Here is an 18,095-nt window from a genome sequence, read left to right as displayed (position 1 = left end):
GAACCTATTCATTAGAATTTGTTCGTATTTTCCGAGAAACTATTCATTGTTCATTCTTTTAATTTTACCTTGAATCTTCACTCTATTTATTTCAAGAAAGTTTAAGAGGCAATGAGGTTAACGTTTGACCCGTCGCAGAATCAGTTAAGTTGGGCTCTAGTTCAAATGATTCGATAGGTTCGATTTTGGAAAAACGCTTAACTAAGTTTTCTAAAATGAGCTTCAACTCAAGTCTTGCTAATGGTGCACCTAAACAAAAATGAGGTCCATTTCCAAATGTAAGATGTTTCTTATTATTTTTTCTATGAATATTTAATTGAAATGGCTCTTCAAACATTTCCTCATCCATATTAGCCGCACTCATCCAGGCAACAACGACATCTCCCTTTTTCAACTCTACCCCTAAAATATTGTTATCCTTCTTCACCGTACGATCTCTTCGACTCATATGAAAACGATATCGTAACATCTCTTCGACCGTTCGATCAATATATTCTGGGTGGGCTTTTAATTCTGAAAATAACTCGTTGTCATCATATAAAAGGGCATAAAAGCTTGTTGAGATCATATGACTCGTTGTTTCTACCCCTGCACCTAATATAGCCATTGTCATTTCAATAATTTCAAAGTCCGTTAGTCTTTCTCCATCTACTTCCGCCCTAATGAGGTCAGAAATGATGTCATCTTTTAACTGCTGTCGCTTTTCAATGATGACTGGTTGTAAATAAGTAAAGAACTCTTTAATTGCTTGATTTTTTTGGTTATCGATTACATCCTTTTTGCTCTTATCATATGGTAGAAATAATATATCGACCCATTTCTTAAATTTAATTACATCGGGCTTCGGAATCCCTAATAAGTCTGACATTACCATTGCAGGCATAGGATTGGCTAATGCCGCTACGATATCTTCCGTCTTGCCCTTTTCTATTTGTGTAATTAAATTTTCAGCAATTTGATTAATCCGCGGTTTCCAATTTTCTAAACTTCTTGGAGTAAATGCTGATGCTAATAGGGATCTTCCTTTTCTGTTGTGCGGAGGATCCATTTTCAAGAAGTTCACTTTACTATTCATTTGCTTATCATCTTCACTAAACTTTACTGAAATCGTTGTACGGTCTCCTTCACTGGAGAAATGTTCATAGTCGCTTAAAACGGTCTTTACGGCATCATACTTAAATGCATTCCAAGTATCAGAATTCTCATTATAACTAATAGACCCACTTTCAAGCATCGATTTGTACCATTCTAACGGTTGGAATTGTTCTGATCTTGAATCAAAATGTTTAATGTCTTGTAATGAGATAATCTCTTTCATCTAACATTTCCTCCTCTTTGATCATTTGGAGATAGATTATATACTTTAATTAAAGTATATAATCTATCGTAAATTTTCTCCCTTTCATCGTCAATGCATGGAAAGTAGTAGTTTTACTATAGGTGCAAATGAACTAAAAAGAACTGTTGAATAGCTTTTACTCAACAGTTCTTTTTAGTTCATGATTATGTGATTATTATTCTATATTTCAGTACTACGTTTTAATCATATACCGATTCACAGGTCTCCCTACCCCACCATATTGTATATCTAGTACTATTACACCTTTTTTCTCTAAATAATCAAGATATCTCCGAGCTGTCACCCTTGCAATCCCAATACCGCTAGCGACTTCTCCAGCTGCTTGCGGTTGTTGTTGAACGGTTAGATAATTAATGACTTCTTTCAATGTAAATTCATTTAGCCCTTTAGGTAAATCTACCTCTACTTTCGTTACTTGTTCTGCATAAAGTAATTGATCAAGTTGCTCTTGCGACATTGTTCCTTCATTTTTTAAGCTTTCACGATACTGACGAAACTTCTCAAGTGCCTGCTTCATCCTATCGAATTTAAACGGCTTCATTATATAATCGATTGCTCCATTTTGTAGCATCATTTTAATCGTATCCTTATCTTTAGCTGCCGAGATTACGATTACTTCTGCATTAAGCTTTTGTTTCCTTAATTCGTACATAACTTTTAATCCATCTTTTTTCGGCATAAACACATCAAGCAATATTAAATCTGGTGAGAAATCTTTAGCAAGTCTAATGCCCTCTTCTCCGTTATTAGCAATGGCTTTCACATGAAACCCTTTTACCTTAGATATAAAACCTTTATTAACTTCTTGTACCATTGGATCATCTTCAATTAATAGTACTTGAATATCATTCATAAGTTAAACCTCCCCAAAGGTAATTAAAAAAGAAGTACCTTCATTTACCTTAGAAGTGACAGTTATTTGCCCTTCTCCTTTATCCACAATTTGTTTGACCAAATATAATCCGTAACCAGTCCCATTTTCTTTTCCTTCCGTGAATCCTTTTGTAAAAACTTTTTCTAAATTAGATTCTTCTATACCTATCCCATTATCTTCTACAAGGATGGAACAAATGTAGTCATCTTGTTCGATACTTATATCTATCATTTTTTCTTCCTGATCGAGTTGTTCGAAGGAGCCGAAAGCATTCTCAACCAAATTACCTAATAATAGAACAAAATCATGATGATCTAAATGAGGAGGAAAGTGATCCAAATTACTATTAGTATCAACTGTCACGATAATATCTAGTTCCTTCCCTCTCCTGATTTTGCTAATTAGGAGTCCAGCTACCGCATCGTCTTTAATTATTTCATGAAGAAATAAAGATATACTTTCTTGTTCTTCTGAAGCAGCAAATGCAAGTTGAAATGCCTTTTCTGGCTTTCCTAATTGGATAAGCCCAGCAATTGTATGCAATTTATTCATATGCTCATGATTTTGCACACGCAGTGCCTCAACAAAACTCCTTACACCAGTAAGTTCCTCTGCTAATTTTGCTACCTCCGTTCTATCTTGGAAAATAGCAACGGCGCCAATTAATTGGCCATCTTTATTAATAGGAATTCTCGTGCTCAAGATGCTTTTTCCACTCACCATAATTTGTTCATTATAAACCGGTTCATTTCTCTCAACAATTTCTGGTAAACGTGTATCTTCTAAAACGGAACGAATCGATAATCCCGTTACTTCTCCATTCACATTAAATATTTTTTTTGCTTTTTCATTAAAGATCGTAATTTTCTCATGATAATCGATCGCAATTACCCCTTCATTGATGGAATGAAAGGTTGCTGTTCTCTCTTCAAACATTCGTTTAATTTCGAACGGTTCTAAATCAAACATTTGCTTCTTAATATGATTGGCTAATATATATGAGGCAATAAACCCTACAATTAAAGTGAGGAACACAATAAATAGGATTTCTTTAGAAAAGCCAGAGACGATTTCCTTGAATGTTGGAATTTTATTACCAACCATTACCACACCTATTTGGTTTAGTTGTTCATCTTTTAATACTGGAATAAACGCTCTTAAATATGTACCATCTTCTCCCCTTGCTTTGGAAAAATAAATATGTTCGGCAAATGCAGGATCTTCATCACTACCAGTTGACACATGACCTATCATACTTCTAACTGGGTGTGAGAAACGGACTCTATCCATATTCATTACTACAATATAATCCGTATTATTAATGACCCTTATTTCTTCAACAATGGGGTTAATAATCTTCCAGCCCTCATCTCCCTCAAGTCCATCTTTTATATCTGCAAGCTCTGCTACTGTCCTAGCCGTACTCATTGATTCGCCTCTTAAGTCCAATTCTTCTTGTTGTTGCATATTTGCGATAACAACAAGCCCGCAAATAAGCAGTAAAAAGATAACAACCCCATATGATAGCAACGTTATTTTCCAACGAATAGGTATTTCCTTCAAACAAATCTTCCTTTCATTGCCACCTACACTTGACCTTTAATCTGAAAATAATGATACTATTTAGTATGAGGTGAAGGTGATGAAAAGTAAATATAGCATCATACTATTAACCATTATTATAACGCTTGCACTTTTTTTTAGTTTTAAACAATATATTCTCACAGAAGACCTTCCTTATGATGATGAACAAGAAGGGCTCAATGATCAAATCGTTTTAACTTTTAGTCATGTTGTCTCCAATAATACGCCAAAGGGAATGGCCGCTGATAAATTTGCTGAGATTGTTGCTGAAAAATCAGACGGAAATATTAAAATTGTTGTCTTCTCTAACGGCTCTCTCTACTCTGATATAGAAGAAATACGAGCGGTTCAAGAAGGCAATGTTGATATTATTGCTCCCTCCACATCAAAACTTGGCATGTTAAACCCTGCATGGGGGCTACTCGATTTGCCGTTTATTTTCCCTTCCTATGAAGCCATTAACGAAGGGTTAGACGGGTTTATCGGACAAACACTATTATCTAGTGTAAAGGGGGATGGACTCATCGGTTTAGCTCATTGGAGTAATGGATTTAAGCAATTCACATCCAATGATGGTCCAATTATTTATCCGCAAGATATAGCTGGACAAACATTCCGAATCATGCAAAGTGATGTCCTCTCATCACAATTTCTTGAATTGAATGCAAATTCAGTGAAAGAATCTTTTAATTCTACATACGACTTGTTAGATAGTGGGAAAGTAGACGGCGAAGAGAACACTATCTCTAATATTTATTCGAAAAAGTTTTATAACTTACAAAAGTATATGACAATAAGCAATCATGGCTATCTCGGTTATGCCGTCTTAATGAATGAGAATGTTTGGAATAAGCAATCAAGTGAAACAAAACGAATCTTAACTGAGGCTATGTCTGAAGTCACGCAATGGAATCGAAAACAAGCTGCCCAGATGAATGAAAATCAACTCGAAGAAATAAGAAAAGTGAGTTCAATCCACATTCACGAACTTACCAATGAAGAAAAAAACAGTTGGAAAAAGGTCCTAGACCCAGTCTACACTCAATTTAAAAATGAAATTGGCAGTACACTGATTGACAAGGCTTTAAAGCTCAGAGATAAATACGAAAACGAAACAACTGATGAAACGGACTGAGTGAGGCAATTACCCTTGAATATTTAATCAAATTTTTGCCCGGGCTCCCTTTTTTTGACTCGTTTCCGCTTGAATCCAACCAAATTCTTTCGCGGGCTCGCTTTTTTGACTCATTTCCGCTTGAATCCAATCAAATTTTTGCCTGGGCTCGCCTTTTTGACTCGTTCCCGTTTGTATCCAACCAAATTTTTACCCGGGCTCCCTTTTTTGACTCGTTTCCGTTTGAATCCAACCAAATTTTTGCCCGGGCCCGCTTTTTTTGACTCGTTTTCGCTTGAATCCAATCAAATATCGCCACGGACTCGCTTTTTTGACTCGTTTCCGCTTGAATCCAATCAAATTTTTGCCTGGGCTCCCTTTTTTGACTCGTTTCTGCTTGAATCCAATCAAATTTTTGCCTGGGCTCCCTTTTTTGACTCGTTTCCGACTCAGTCTCTTTCCTTTCCAGTATATATAGACAAAGACGATAGTGAGACACGACAAAAAGTAACCTGAGTATTAACTTAGGTTACTTTTCTAACTCGTATTTTATAATTTATATTTGTTCCTTAAACATCCACTTTCTCTGAAGCTAACATTGTGCCATTTTCCACATAGTTTAAATGCCAAGAAAAAGCTTTCGCTAGAATATGTGGGGTTTGGCCACCTGCTGATAATGCTTCATAATAATAATCTCTAAGTTGATCCTTGTATAACGGATGCGCACAATTTTCAATGATTAACTCAACTCGTTCACGAGGAGCCAATCCTCTTAAATCTGCGTAGCCTTGTTCTGTGACAATTACGTCAACATCATGTTCTGTATGATCAATATGTGAAGCAAAAGGTACAATACTTGAAACTTTTCCATCTTTAGCAATTGATTTTGTCACGAATATAGCTAACCTTGCATTTCTTGCAAAATCCCCTGATCCGCCAATACCATTCATCATCTTAGTTCCTTGAACATGAGTAGAATTCACATTGCCATAGATATCTAGTTCTAATGCAGTATTGATAGAGATTAATCCTAAGCGGCGAATTAATTCCGGATGATTAGTGATCTCTTGTGGTCTTAACAATAACTTATCGCGATATTGATCGAAATGTGCAAACACTTCTTGCATCTTTTCTTCTGAAAGTGTAATGGAACAACCTGACGCAAACTTTACTTTCCCAGCATCAATTAAATCAAATACTGCATCTTGAAGTACTTCTGAATACACCTCTAAGTCTGTGAATTCAGAGTCAATCATGCCATGTAATACAGCATTTGCTACCGAACCAATGCCTGATTGTAATGGGGCAAGTTTTTCATCTAATCTCCCTGCTGCAATTTCATTGCGAAGAAAGTTGGTTAAATGTTGTGCCATAATAACTGTTTCCTCATCTGGCTGAACAATAGTTGAAGGTGAATCGCCTTGTTCAGTAAACACAATCGCTTTAATTTTCTCCGGATTCACTTTAATACCTATCTCACCAATACGATCGGCTACATTTGTAATTGGAATTGGACCACGCTCACCTTGTTTATCTGGACTATAAATATCATGTAACCCTTTTAGTGATGGTAATTGGGCCATATTAATTTCAACAATTACACTATGGGCATGTTCTGCAAAAGACAGGGAGTTACCAACTGATGTTGTAGGTACAATTGTTCCGTCATCTTCAATCGAAACCGCTTCCAAAATAGCTACATCCACATGTAATACCCCTGAACGGATAAGTTCTGCTGTGTGAGATAAATGTTGATCAACAAATAAGAAGTCCCCTTTATTAATGCCTTTTCTCATTGTTGAGTCCGCTTGAAATGGTAATCTCTTATTTAAAATACCGGCTTCTGCAAACAACTTATCAACATCCGAACCAAGAGATGCGCCTGTATACACATTGACTTTAAAATCTTCTGTTTTTGCTCTTTCTGCTAATGCGACAGGAACCGCTTTCACATCTCCCGCACGAGTAAATCCACTTAACCCCAATGTCATGCCATCTTTAATTATTTCTGCAGCCCCTTCTGCAGTCATGATATTGTTCTGAAGTGTCTGAATTTTAACTCTCCCAAGTTTATTATCCATATTCCCATCCCTCTTTCTGTAAAGAATACTTAATAACTATTTTACTAATAAATCAGAATGGGATTATTTTTTTAGTATAATTAATGAAAAATTTTGATAAAACAGCAAAATCTGCCGATAAGCCAGCAGATTTTTTCAGATAATCAGAAAATATTGAGTTAAATGTTATTCATCCATTTATGCCTTTGATTTAGAAGCCGAGCAACTTACGAAAATAACTAGAATAGGATTGACTAACAGGCACTTTTGCACCATTTCTCATTAATAATAAAAAAGTAGAATGAGAGTCAGGAAATATCTCTTGTATTTGATTAACATTCACCAAAAATGACCTGTGACAGCGAATAAAGTTTTCCTTTGGTAAAATATACTCAAACTCCTGTAGCGTATTTTTATGCGTACCAGAAGAGTAAATAGCATGAACATGTGTTTTACGATCTTTGGCTTCCAAGAAATATACTTCATTAAATGGAACAGGTACCCAACCATCACTTGTCTTTAATGTAACGACAGATTTCCCCTCTGTCAATGTTGGAAAAATAGCAGTCACACAACCTTCAATTTTTCCATTATTTTTAAATGGAACAGCCATCCCGTGATAAGGTACACCAAATACATCCCTATTAATAAACTCTGACACCTTTTGTTCAGCCTTAAGCGCTTTGTCAGCAATACTTCCTTCTTTTACAATATCCCCTGGCCGAATTTTCAAGTCAACACGTTTACTTGGACGATAGTAAATATACTCTGTTGTATTTGAAACTACAATTGACACTTCATCTGAAAATAACTCCCCAATTACATCTAGCAATGAACTCAGTGTAATTCCTTCCATCACAAAATCCCCTTTTTTGATTCGCTACTATTCTATCTTACGTGTTTTATTTTCATTTGCCTAGTTAAGAAACGTGCAAGAATATGTCTTATACCAAAGAAGGAAAGATCAACTTGCTTTTCCTCTTTTAATAGGTTGATCTTCGTATTTAAGCCAGTTCACTCCTTTTTCTAATATAATTGAGATAATAACACCCATTATTAACCCATTTGCTAAAAATGGTTGAATGAGTACAGGTAATTCCGAAAAGATAGCAGGTGAAATATTCATAATACTAATACCAATTAATACAGGTGCTGCTAACCTAAATATCGTATTGGAATTAAACGTCTTTCCATTTAAACTACTGAATGCAGTACCAAATAATTGCATATAGGCAACAAACAAGACTGCGTTTCCAACTGTAACAGGCAACATTGAAAGAAATGAGCCTAAAATTGGAACAATACCAATGATCGTAAGTAAAGCACCACCGATAAAGAATGGCTTTCTTTCATAAATTCTCGTACTTTGCAAGAAACCAATCGTTGATGTAAATGGTGTATAGGGAACAAGTCCGAAACCAGATCCAATAATGGTAGAAATTGAAGTAATCAGCATTGAGCCTTTAAACTCTTTTTTTGCTGCTCTCCTTTGTAGAAGTTTTTCTGCAGCGTTAATAGAAGCAAATGTATTACTTAAGTTTAATAATACGGCAACAAAAGTGACTACGACAATTCCCATTTCAAGATTAGGAGCCCCTAACGGAAAAAGTTGGAAAGGCGCCGATGTTGTCATACCCGCCCCATCATTACCAAACAATAGGACATAACCAAGCCAGCCCCCTAAAAGGCCAATTAGGATAGAAAAATTGCTAATAAGTTGATTACCCTTCATTTTTAATGTAGCGACAATCAGCGCGAGTACTACAGAATAAAGACTTATACCTATATCAATGACGCCAGTCGAGGTCATCTTTAACATACCTTCAAAAAAGATAAACATTAATTGAAAAGTAAGCAAAAACAAATATACAGTCATTACCATCGGACTAAAGATGGCTTGCAATAATGAAAAACCACCACAAGCAATCAGCAAAATGGTCACTAGACTAGCTAAAACAATACCAGTAACAATCCCACCACCAATACGTTCTAATCCAATATTAAGCGCTTGTGCTGAAAGCCCAAGATTAAGGATAATTCCCCATAATAACCCTGAATGCCCTTCCATAATCGGGAAACGATGACCTTTCCATCCTTGTAGTATACAAGTAATACCTGTAAGTATGAGTGATGCTCTAATCATCATTGCCATCGTTTCACTAGATAGCTCAAATACATTGGCAATGGAAATCGGAATGACAACAGTATTGGCAAAAATAAAAAAGACCCATTGTACGGAAGAAACCATTGTCATTGATGAAATAAACTTTTTCAATCTGTACACCACTTTCTACGTTTTTCATTTTCACATCTACTAGTATAATTCATTTTCAAAAGGAAAGAAGCCTTTAAAAAAAGAATTATGAAAAACGAAATATTTTGAAGCCCATATACGATGAAAATGATAAAAATTGGAGCTAATCTATATGCCTATACAAATAATAACCCTCTCCAAATATGAAGAGGGGCATGTGATTTAAATAGTTTTATTAATCATTGTTATTTTGAAATGATAATGCTTTTTTTGCTAAATTTGTGATTACTACATCATCCATAGGCGGATTATGGAGCGCAGCTCGCACATCACGGTAATAACGCTGCAAAGGATTTCTTTGTTGCAAGCTTTGTGCACCAACTATTCTCATTGCCCAATCGACCACTTTATTAGCACTGTTAGAGACAAGATGTTTGATGGCTCCAAGTTCTGCTCCTAATTCTTCTCGTTTATTCGGTTCATTATCCCAACGATCCGCTATAGAATAGAGTGCTGTTCGCGCTTTTAGTAGCTCGAGTTCCATTTCCCCAATTTTACGTTGCACTTCTGGTACTTCACTGATTGGACCAGGCAGGCTATTAGGTCGATATTCAGAAGCAAAAATAATGGCATAGTTCCGAGCTGCAATAGCAACGCCAATAAAACAAGCAGCTGAATGTAGTAACCATGCATTAGGAATCGCATAAAAATGAACACCTTCTAATTCGACTAATGCTGTTTCTTCTACAATTACATTCTCTAACACGAGATCGTCACTACGCGTGCCCCGCATCCCTAGCATATTCCAATTTGATTCCACTTTTAAACCAGGGTTCTCATGAGGTACAAGGAATATACCAATTTCTCCTGAAGCTTCTATCGTTGCTGTAATAAGAGAAAAATCTAACCCTGGTGCCATCGAAGCAAAAGATTTTCTTCCATTCAAGATCCATTGTGTTCCTTTTTTCACCGCAGTAGTCGCTGGTAGTCCACCACGGGTTGGACTGCCAGTTGCTACCTCAGTTGCACAGCGGTTAATCAATTTATTATCTTTGATAACCATTTCACATAACTTGGCAAACTGTTCTTCCTTCCATTTCCGTTTAACCCTTAAATCATAGATAACACCTAAGTGCCAACCAATACATAAAGCCGTAGACGCATCACCTTGGGCAATCCTTTCTTGTATTAAGAAATATTCATATAAGGAAATCTCTTTACCACCATATTCTTTCGGAATCGTTAAACTTAAGTAATTTGATTGTTTTAATTCTTCAAAATTTTCAAAAGGGAATTCTGCATTTTCATCAATCTTTTGCGCCCTCTTACTAAATCCTTCTGCTAATATCGTAGCTTTATGAAATAATTCTTCTTGTTGAGCCGTCTTAATAAATGGTCGAGCGAGTTGTTCAGCTAAATACGCTTCCTTAGATGAAGCTGTTATCGTGCTCATAGAATCCTTCCTCCCCGTCTGTTTCCATCTTCTCTTTAATACTCAATCATTAGGATAAATAGATATAGTAAAGGCTCCATCCCCTTTACTATATCTATCGTTTGAATTTATTATCTCTTATCTACATATTTAGTTAATTTATCCCCACCAATTTGAATGATTTGCACCAATACAACGAGGACAATTACTGTCGTAATCATAATGACATTATCATAGCGATAGTAACCGAAACGTATCGCTAAATCACCAATACCACCGCCGCCAATAATACCTGCCATTGCTGAATAACCAATTAAACTAATAGTCGTAATCGTTAAACCTTGAACAATTCCAGGTTTCGCTTCTGGGACAAGAATTTCCTTAATTATCATCCAAGGGGAAGCGCCTACTGCTACTGCAGATTCAATGACTCCTTTATCTATTTCTCTTAAGGATGTTTCTACCAATCTTGCAAAAAACGGAATCGCTGCTACAGATAATGAAACAGAAGCCGCTGTAGGACCAATAGTTGAACCTGCAATTAATTTTGTTAACGGCAATAGAGCTACTAACAAAATAATATAAGGAATAGAGCGGATCAAATTGACAATCCAACCGGTAACAGCATTTACAAATCTATTCTTTAAGAACAATCCTTCGTCTGTAACGAATAATAAGATCCCTAGTGGAAGACCTAGTATAAGTGCCGCAACTAAAGAAATGGCGACCATATAAATTGTTTGTAATACAGCTGTATTTAGTTCAGGAAGTAACGCCTGAATGGACTCAAGCAACATGTTCAACTACCTCCAAATTCTGTGTTCTTTCTTGAATATATTGTATAGCTCTTTCTATTTCAGGTATTTCGCCAGTCAACTCCATAATAAAAATACCAAGAGGTACTTCTTGAATATATTCAATCTTGCCGTGAAGAATATTTCCTTTTACTTTGAATGTTTGGAACAGTTCAGAAACAACAGATTCTTCTGCTATTGCACCTTTAAATTGAATCTTAATGATTGTTCCCTTCCTGTTTTCAATCAATTGTTGTGGTAAGTCAAATTGAAGAACACTCTGAATGAAATCCTTTGTAAGTGGTTCAATTGGATTCGCAAATATATCATACACCGGTCCCTCTTCTATGACCTTTCCATCTTGCATAACAGCTAACCTATGACAAATCTCTTTGACTACTTCCATCTCATGAGTGATAAGTACGATGGTTAATCCTAGCTTTTTATTAATTGATTTTAATAAGTTCAGGATTGATTTTGTTGTTTTAGGGTCTAGAGCTGACGTGGCTTCATCGCAAAGTAAAACCTTTGGATCATTAGCGAGTGCTCTGGCTATTCCTACCCTTTGCTTTTGACCACCACTTAATTGTGTGGGATACTGATGAATTTTATCTGCTAAACCCACTAATTCTAATAGTTCTTTCACCCTGATATCTATTTCTTTCGGGCTTTTACCTGCCGCTTTTAAAGCAAAGGCAATATTCTCATACACTGTCTTCGAACTCGCTAAATAAAAATGCTGAAAAATCATACCTATCTTCTGCCTTGCTTTTCTTAATTCTTTACTTGTTAAAGATGTTAAATCAACGCCATCAATTTTCACTTCACCAGATGTCGGTCTCTCCAATAAATTTAGACAGCGTAATAAAGAACTTTTCCCTGCTCCACTATAGCCAATAATCCCGTATATTTCCCCTTCTTTAATAGAAAGGGATACATTGTCAACCCCTATTACTTGCTTCTTTTTGCTTTTATAAATTTTCACTAAATGATTGACTTCAATCATTTACCTCACCCTCCCTAAATCCTCTACAACATAAAATGAGCCTCTTTCACTTTGAAAGAGGCTCAACAAATGATTGTTATTAAACCTTATCTTTCAGAATGAAATCATTCTGCAGGATTTAGCACCTTCCCTTTAAAAGGAGGTTGCCGGACATCTTCGGGCCTGGTCCCTCAGTCTCTCTCGATAAGAATCATATTAAATTTAATGTGTTGCTTTGATAAAGGAAATTTTATCGGGTATTGAATTAATTGTCAATAGTATTTTGATTATTTATGCATTTACTTATCTTCCTCTTCGTTTAAACAAGAAGATAAAAAAAGTTGTTCCTAATAAAGCTGTGATTAGACCCACATACAAGATGATTGCTGACGTTTTGAACTTTACTGTACTAGGTTGCTCTTCTTGTCCACGTCCCTCACCACCAGGCATACCTTCAAACCCTTCTGGTGTCTCAAAATCTCCTTCCTGCGGAAAGTCTCCATTGCCTTGCGGACGTTCAGGCATTTCACCATCAATGTTTCCTTCATTACCGTTTGGCGGTTGGAATACTTCTCCTCTTTCTTGACCTTCCTGGTCATCACCACCTGCTCGGCTAGGGAACATGTTATTGACTTCAGAAGCTTGTGATTCTACTTCTAATTCACCTGAAAGCTGAGCAAGTATCGATTCTGATCTCGCCTCAGCAAATGCTGGTAAACTCTCATCACCTTGCACTGCTTGTAGAAATTCTTCTGTTGTATAAAACTTGGTAGGATCCTGTTCTACATAAGGAAGAATCAATGTACTAATTTGTGTAGTTGTATTTTGGTAAGACTCTTTTGTCATATATTCTTCGGCAATCTTTTCAAGGTATGCTTCATATTGCTTTTTAAATTCATCATTTGCCAATAAAGCATTAAGTAAAGGCCTCTCATCTAAAGAAGTACCAGCTACAGGTTCGGAAATACTGAAATTAATCGTATCTTCACTCATTAAATTACTATTTCCCATGCCACCATCGAAGTTCCCCATTTCAGCTTGGTGAACTTGACCTTGTTCATCCTCACCTTGCCCACCTTCTCCTGGTGCTAGACCTTGTTGTTCCTGATTTTGATTTTTGTTTTGGTTTTCTTCAGCGATTGAAGAATCTCCGTTCATGCGTCCTCCGCCACCCATACCTACTCCAAAGCCGCCAAATGCCATATTATAGTCCCACGGAATGATTGAGAACTTACCATCATTTTCATATAAATAATAGTTGTGCTTCATTTGCCCTTGGTAACTATCCATGCTAACGACAGCCGTATTTACTGCAAAATATCGTAATACTTGATCCACATCTAAAGTTTTTTCTAAATTGCCACCATTATTGATACTATCTAACATATCTATTAACGCTTGTTCATCTTGCTCCTCTGATTTCAAGTTTAAACCTGAGTAATCATCAATATCATCACTTACCCATTTCAAGTCACTATTTGTACCATCTGGCTTGTACAATGATCCATATGGATTTTCAAAATATCTTCCAAGCATCACTTCGTCTACTTGTTCAACACCTAAATATAATCCCCATTCCTGACCATTAATGGTCACATACATATAAGAATAAGCAGGTGTGGGTAATCCCATATTCTCCATTAATTGATACGATAAATATTCTCGCATTTGCGTAGCATCACTAAATTGGTTATTTAGATTCAACTTTTTCAATCCATATAAAGTTTGATCGGTATAGTAATCAAAGTCTATTTTGAAGCTATAACGATCAGAATCTTCCATTCTAGCAACGGAAGAAAGGGAAGAATTCCCCTTTGTCCGAACAGCTACTTGGTTCAATTTAGTTCCATTTATCGTCACATTTGCCATCTTATATTCTTCTTCCGTCGGATTCTCTAGTATATCTTCCCAATCATCTTCTGCTAGGGTTAACTCAACTTGAGTCACTTTATTTTTATTGAATACTTTTGAAACATAAGAGTGATCAACTACTTCCCCTTTTGGAAGTAAATGAGGTAGAAAGAATAGAATACCAACAAATAAAACAGCCAACATTAGAAAAACGAGAACGACATATTTGCGTTTAATCATATTCCTTTCTCCTGTTCATTTACGCTGTAAAATTACCGTCATAGCTTAACATTACAGCCGACTCTACCCCGCTAAGGTTCGTTACATTATTCACCACTTGAGATTGCTCTTTTTTCATTCTTACTTCATAAGTAATTTCTACTTGATTACCATTCATGATAGATTTGGATTTCATCATATGTTTATTAGTGACCTTTGATAATAGCGATTCTAGTTGAGATTCCACATCTTCACCCCCATATTTTACAATGAGTAAGTAAGGGTTCTGAATCGTAATTTTGTTAACGAACAATACAAGTACGAGACCGATCATTAAACTGCCAATAATCACTAACGGAATAAAGCCTGCTCCGCAAAGAATACCGGCAACAATCGCCCAAAAAAGATAAACAAGATCCATAGGGTCTTTAATTGGTGTACGAAAACGGACAATGGATAAAGCACCAACCATACCTAGTGATAACAGGACATTCGAGGAAATTCCCATAATAATTAATGCTGTAGCCATGGTCATTATAATGAGGGATATATTAAAAGTATGTGAATAAATCACACCAGAAAATGTCTTCTTATATACTGCATAAATAAAAAGTCCAATTGCAAAAGCCATGAATAAACCTATTAGGGAATCTATAATTGAAAAACTCTCTGTCTTTTCTAAAAAGCTTGATTTAAATACATCTGAAAAATTCACACTTTCCATTTTGCTTTTCTCCTATTCTCTCTATAATCCATACATTCTACTTAATTGATATTTAGAATACGTGCCCTTCCTGCGATCTAGCATTTGCAGAAGCATTTTAATGACATCGGGAATGTATTCATCATACTTTACTTCAAGTATCATCAATTGATGATCAAGGGATGGTACCATAGGCATTGTCGTATTTAAAAAGTCGGGATTCCTTAAGCTTGTACGAATATTGCTATCAAAAGTGAGACGTACATTACCATATGGGTAGATATAAACATCCCTCTCATAATCGACAACCGTTACTGGCTTCAATTGATAACGAATCATGTTATGGAAAAGATCCCTCATTAATGGTCTGGAATCATTCTCCATCCATAAAATGTCGCTAGCTCTAATAAGCTCATATTCCTCAGCTGTCATCCGACATTTTTCTTTATAGGTCAGATTATTCTTCTTACTTTTCTTTTCTAGATTAATTGTGTCAAAATCATTATTATATGTGCGAACCCTATATTTTGCCCGGTTCATATAGCCTTCTTTTTTTTCTATTAGTGCTTTGTTTTCAAAGTTATCAAAGTATACGCTACGAACATTATATCCCCCTCTCCCATTTGAATGGGGGTCCGCATTCATAAAGGAACTTAAGCGTTTTTTAAGTATAACCCCATCCATTTTTGAGATTTCATGTTTGAGCTCTTTCCTTCCTTTCAAAATCGTTCACCTCCTTTAAATATACGTTTTAATCTCGTATTCTTCGTATTTCTCATTTAGCCATTCCGTATATTCAGTAGAAAGCTTAGACTCTATTAACATCTCTTTTATTTCTTCTTTCGCATCTTCGTAATTGGCTTCTTTCGCTTCTTTATGATCTGTTACTTTAATAATGTGATAACCATAATCTGTTTTAACTGGATCACTCACTTCGTCCACTTCCATAGCAAAAGCCACTTCTTCAAATGCTTCTACCATTTCACCTTCACCAAAATACCCCAATTCACCGCCATTATCTTTATTTGAATCATCGGTTGAATAAGAAGCTGCTAATTCTGAGAAATCGTCACCATCATCGAGTTTTTGTTTTACTTCTTTGGCAGTATCCTCATCTTCTACTAGGATATGACTTGCTTCTATCTCTTCTGCCTGAGAAAAACTTTCTTTATTTTCTTCAAAGTATGTTTCCATCTCATCATCAGTAATTTCTATTCCTGGTGTGATCAATTTCTTTGAACCTAAGTAGATTTCGATATTATGTTCTATAGAGTCATAGGATACCCCGTTTTCATCTAACACTTCTTTAAATGCCTCTTCTCCCCCATATTGCTCCATATAGGCATCCATTTCTTCAGCCACTTCTTCTTCAGTTACAGTTACCTTCTCCTTATCCATTTCTTGAAGAACAATTTGATCAGATATTAATGTATCTAGAACAGAAGTGCCATATTGAGACATTAACGCTTCATTCAAATCATCTTTGCTTATATTTTCTCCATTGACTGTCGCTGCTTTTGAATGGCTATTGTATAAAACAACAGCAACTATGACAGCAGCAACAAACATACAACCAGTGGCAATCAATAATTTATTCTTTTTCAACTTGCTTTTCCCCATTTCCTTGTAACGTTACTTCTACTGTTTTCTTTTCACCATCACGATAAAAGTATATTTTAACCTTATCGCCAATTGAAAAGTCTTTATAAAGAGATTCTCTTAAGTCATTAGCGGCTGTAATAGTTTGATCACCAATTGAAACTAAAATATCCTCAGCTTGCAACCCCGCCGTTTCTGCTGTCGAACCTTCCTCAACTTGGGTAATAATGGCACCTTCTTCTACATTTTTTGGTAATTGTTCTTGATAAAACTGCGGTACTTGATTTAAGTCCATCAAACCAACACCTAGATAAGGTCGAATGATTTTACCATCCTTCATTAACTGATCAATAATGTTCTCGACATCGTTACTTGGAATGGCAAAGCCTAACCCTTCTACGCCACTATCAGCTATTTTCAAACTATTAATACCAACCAAATTCCCATTTGAGTCAATAAGTGCTCCACCACTATTTCCAGGATTTATTGCTGCATCTGTTTGTATGACATTTAAATCCCATTCTCCGGCTGAGGTAGAGACTTCAATCGATCGATCCACTGCACTTACAATTCCTTGAGTTACTGTTCTGGATAAATCTAAGCCTAGTGGATTGCCTATTGCTAACACTTGATCTCCTGCACGAAGGTTTGAAGAATCAGTAAAAGAAAGGACTTCAGCGTCTACTTTTTCATTCACTTTTAACACGGCAATATCTGTTAATGAATCTGTTCCAACAAGTTCAGCTTGAAGCTTTTCACCATTATGCAGAGAAACCTGAATATTAGACGCTCCTTCAATGACGTGATTGTTTGTCACAATATACGTTTCATTGTCTGTTTGCTTGAAAATAACACCAGAGCCAGTACCACTTTCAACTGCTTCCCCACTTTGGGTGTTGCCTGTAGAATGACTAAAAGGGTTTGCTTGCTGCTCTTGCATGTTGACAACGCCTACGATTGCTTTAGAGGCTTTTTCTACTATATCTGCAATCGACCCATCACTCGTAGTTGATACCGTTTCAGCATTAACTTTGGAAACATTAGTTTCTGCTTGCTCCTGTACAACCTCCGTAGACTGTTTTGTTTCATTAGGAAAATAATTGATTGCTCCTAAAGTTAGGGCTGAGCCCATAACTCCACTTGCTACAGTCATTGTTACACTTTTAAACCAAGTATTTTTTCGCTTCGATTGATACTCGCGATTATCTTCAAAATGATTGAATTCATTCATTAAAAATCCCTTCTTTCATTTGATTTTGCTTGCCT

Annotated in this window: 15 protein-coding genes and 1 riboswitch; of the genes, 1 reads left to right on the top strand and 14 read right to left on the bottom strand. The window is 36.1% G+C overall.

The features are described from left to right. Nucleotides 1-91: 91 nt before the first annotated feature. The 3 genes from MHI57_RS21855 to MHI57_RS21845 form a co-directional block, all read right to left on the bottom strand. Nucleotides 92-1,318 (bottom strand): cytochrome P450, encoded by a 1,227-nt coding sequence (locus MHI57_RS21855; RefSeq protein ID WP_340978184.1) that lies wholly within the window; start codon nucleotides 1,316-1,318, stop codon nucleotides 92-94. 214 nt (nucleotides 1,319-1,532) lie between these two features. After that, on the bottom strand, nucleotides 1,533-2,213 hold the full coding sequence (locus tag MHI57_RS21850; RefSeq protein ID WP_095370138.1) for a response regulator: 681 nt from the start codon (nucleotides 2,211-2,213) through the stop codon (nucleotides 1,533-1,535). A gap of 3 nt (nucleotides 2,214-2,216) precedes the next feature. Next, nucleotides 2,217-3,803, bottom strand: coding sequence for an ATP-binding protein (locus tag MHI57_RS21845; RefSeq protein ID WP_157734002.1), 1,587 nt, complete (start codon nucleotides 3,801-3,803; stop codon nucleotides 2,217-2,219). Between the two features lie 73 nt (nucleotides 3,804-3,876). Between MHI57_RS21845 and MHI57_RS21840 the strand changes: the two genes are divergently transcribed. Continuing rightward, a complete protein-coding gene (locus MHI57_RS21840) occupies nucleotides 3,877-4,953 on the top strand; it encodes a DctP family TRAP transporter solute-binding subunit (RefSeq protein WP_307317585.1) in 1,077 nt (358 codons plus the stop codon). 548 nt (nucleotides 4,954-5,501) lie between these two features. Here the strand turns inward: MHI57_RS21840 and MHI57_RS21835 are convergent. The 11 genes from MHI57_RS21835 to MHI57_RS21785 form a co-directional block, all read right to left on the bottom strand. Next, nucleotides 5,502-7,013: a succinate CoA transferase gene (locus tag MHI57_RS21835; protein ID WP_340978183.1), complete on the bottom strand. Its 1,512-nt coding sequence runs from the start codon at nucleotides 7,011-7,013 to the stop codon at nucleotides 5,502-5,504. A gap of 190 nt (nucleotides 7,014-7,203) precedes the next feature. After that, nucleotides 7,204-7,848 (bottom strand): LytTR family DNA-binding domain-containing protein, encoded by a 645-nt coding sequence (locus MHI57_RS21830; protein ID WP_095370143.1) that lies wholly within the window; start codon nucleotides 7,846-7,848, stop codon nucleotides 7,204-7,206. Between the two features lie 108 nt (nucleotides 7,849-7,956). After that, entirely contained in the window at nucleotides 7,957-9,267 is a 1,311-nt protein-coding gene (locus tag MHI57_RS21825; RefSeq protein ID WP_233435289.1) for a uracil/xanthine transporter, read from the bottom strand. A 214-nt stretch (nucleotides 9,268-9,481) separates the two neighbouring features. After that, nucleotides 9,482-10,699 carry an acyl-CoA dehydrogenase family protein gene (locus tag MHI57_RS21820; RefSeq protein ID WP_340978182.1) on the bottom strand — a complete coding sequence of 406 codons (1,218 nt, stop codon included), beginning with the start codon at nucleotides 10,697-10,699 and terminating at the stop codon, nucleotides 9,482-9,484. A 110-nt stretch (nucleotides 10,700-10,809) separates the two neighbouring features. Then, complete coding sequence (locus tag MHI57_RS21815) at nucleotides 10,810-11,475, bottom strand: methionine ABC transporter permease (RefSeq protein ID WP_095370145.1); 666 nt, start codon at nucleotides 11,473-11,475, stop codon at nucleotides 10,810-10,812. After that, complete coding sequence (locus tag MHI57_RS21810; protein WP_095370146.1) at nucleotides 11,465-12,478, bottom strand: methionine ABC transporter ATP-binding protein; 1,014 nt, start codon at nucleotides 12,476-12,478, stop codon at nucleotides 11,465-11,467. The genes MHI57_RS21815 and MHI57_RS21810 overlap by 11 nt, the downstream gene beginning before the upstream one ends. 83 nt (nucleotides 12,479-12,561) lie before the next feature. After that, nucleotides 12,562-12,668: riboswitch (SAM riboswitch) on the bottom strand. A gap of 92 nt (nucleotides 12,669-12,760) precedes the next feature. Next, the gene (locus MHI57_RS21805; protein ID WP_095370147.1) at nucleotides 12,761-14,548 is read right to left on the bottom strand and encodes a CotH kinase family protein; all 1,788 of its coding nucleotides are present in this window, start codon (nucleotides 14,546-14,548) and stop codon (nucleotides 12,761-12,763) included. 19 nt (nucleotides 14,549-14,567) lie between these two features. Continuing rightward, nucleotides 14,568-15,251, bottom strand: coding sequence for a DUF4956 domain-containing protein (locus MHI57_RS21800; RefSeq protein ID WP_095370148.1), 684 nt, complete (start codon nucleotides 15,249-15,251; stop codon nucleotides 14,568-14,570). Nucleotides 15,252-15,272: 21 nt separating this feature from the next. Further along, nucleotides 15,273-15,953: a polyphosphate polymerase domain-containing protein gene (locus MHI57_RS21795; protein WP_340978181.1), complete on the bottom strand. Its 681-nt coding sequence runs from the start codon at nucleotides 15,951-15,953 to the stop codon at nucleotides 15,273-15,275. 15 nt (nucleotides 15,954-15,968) lie between these two features. Further along, a complete protein-coding gene (locus MHI57_RS21790) occupies nucleotides 15,969-16,835 on the bottom strand; it encodes a peptidylprolyl isomerase (RefSeq protein ID WP_340978180.1) in 867 nt (288 codons plus the stop codon). Next, nucleotides 16,822-18,060 carry a S1C family serine protease gene (locus tag MHI57_RS21785; RefSeq protein ID WP_095370150.1) on the bottom strand — a complete coding sequence of 413 codons (1,239 nt, stop codon included), beginning with the start codon at nucleotides 18,058-18,060 and terminating at the stop codon, nucleotides 16,822-16,824. The genes MHI57_RS21790 and MHI57_RS21785 overlap by 14 nt, the downstream gene beginning before the upstream one ends. Nucleotides 18,061-18,095: the final 35 nt, after the last annotated feature.

This window comes from Cytobacillus sp. FSL K6-0129 (genome assembly GCF_038007625.1).
GTDB classification, from domain to species: Bacteria; Bacillota; Bacilli; order Bacillales; family Cytobacillaceae; genus Cytobacillus; species Cytobacillus kochii.
The sequence above is the reverse complement of the archived record's forward strand: the minus strand, read 5'-3'. Positions and strand labels throughout refer to the sequence as shown.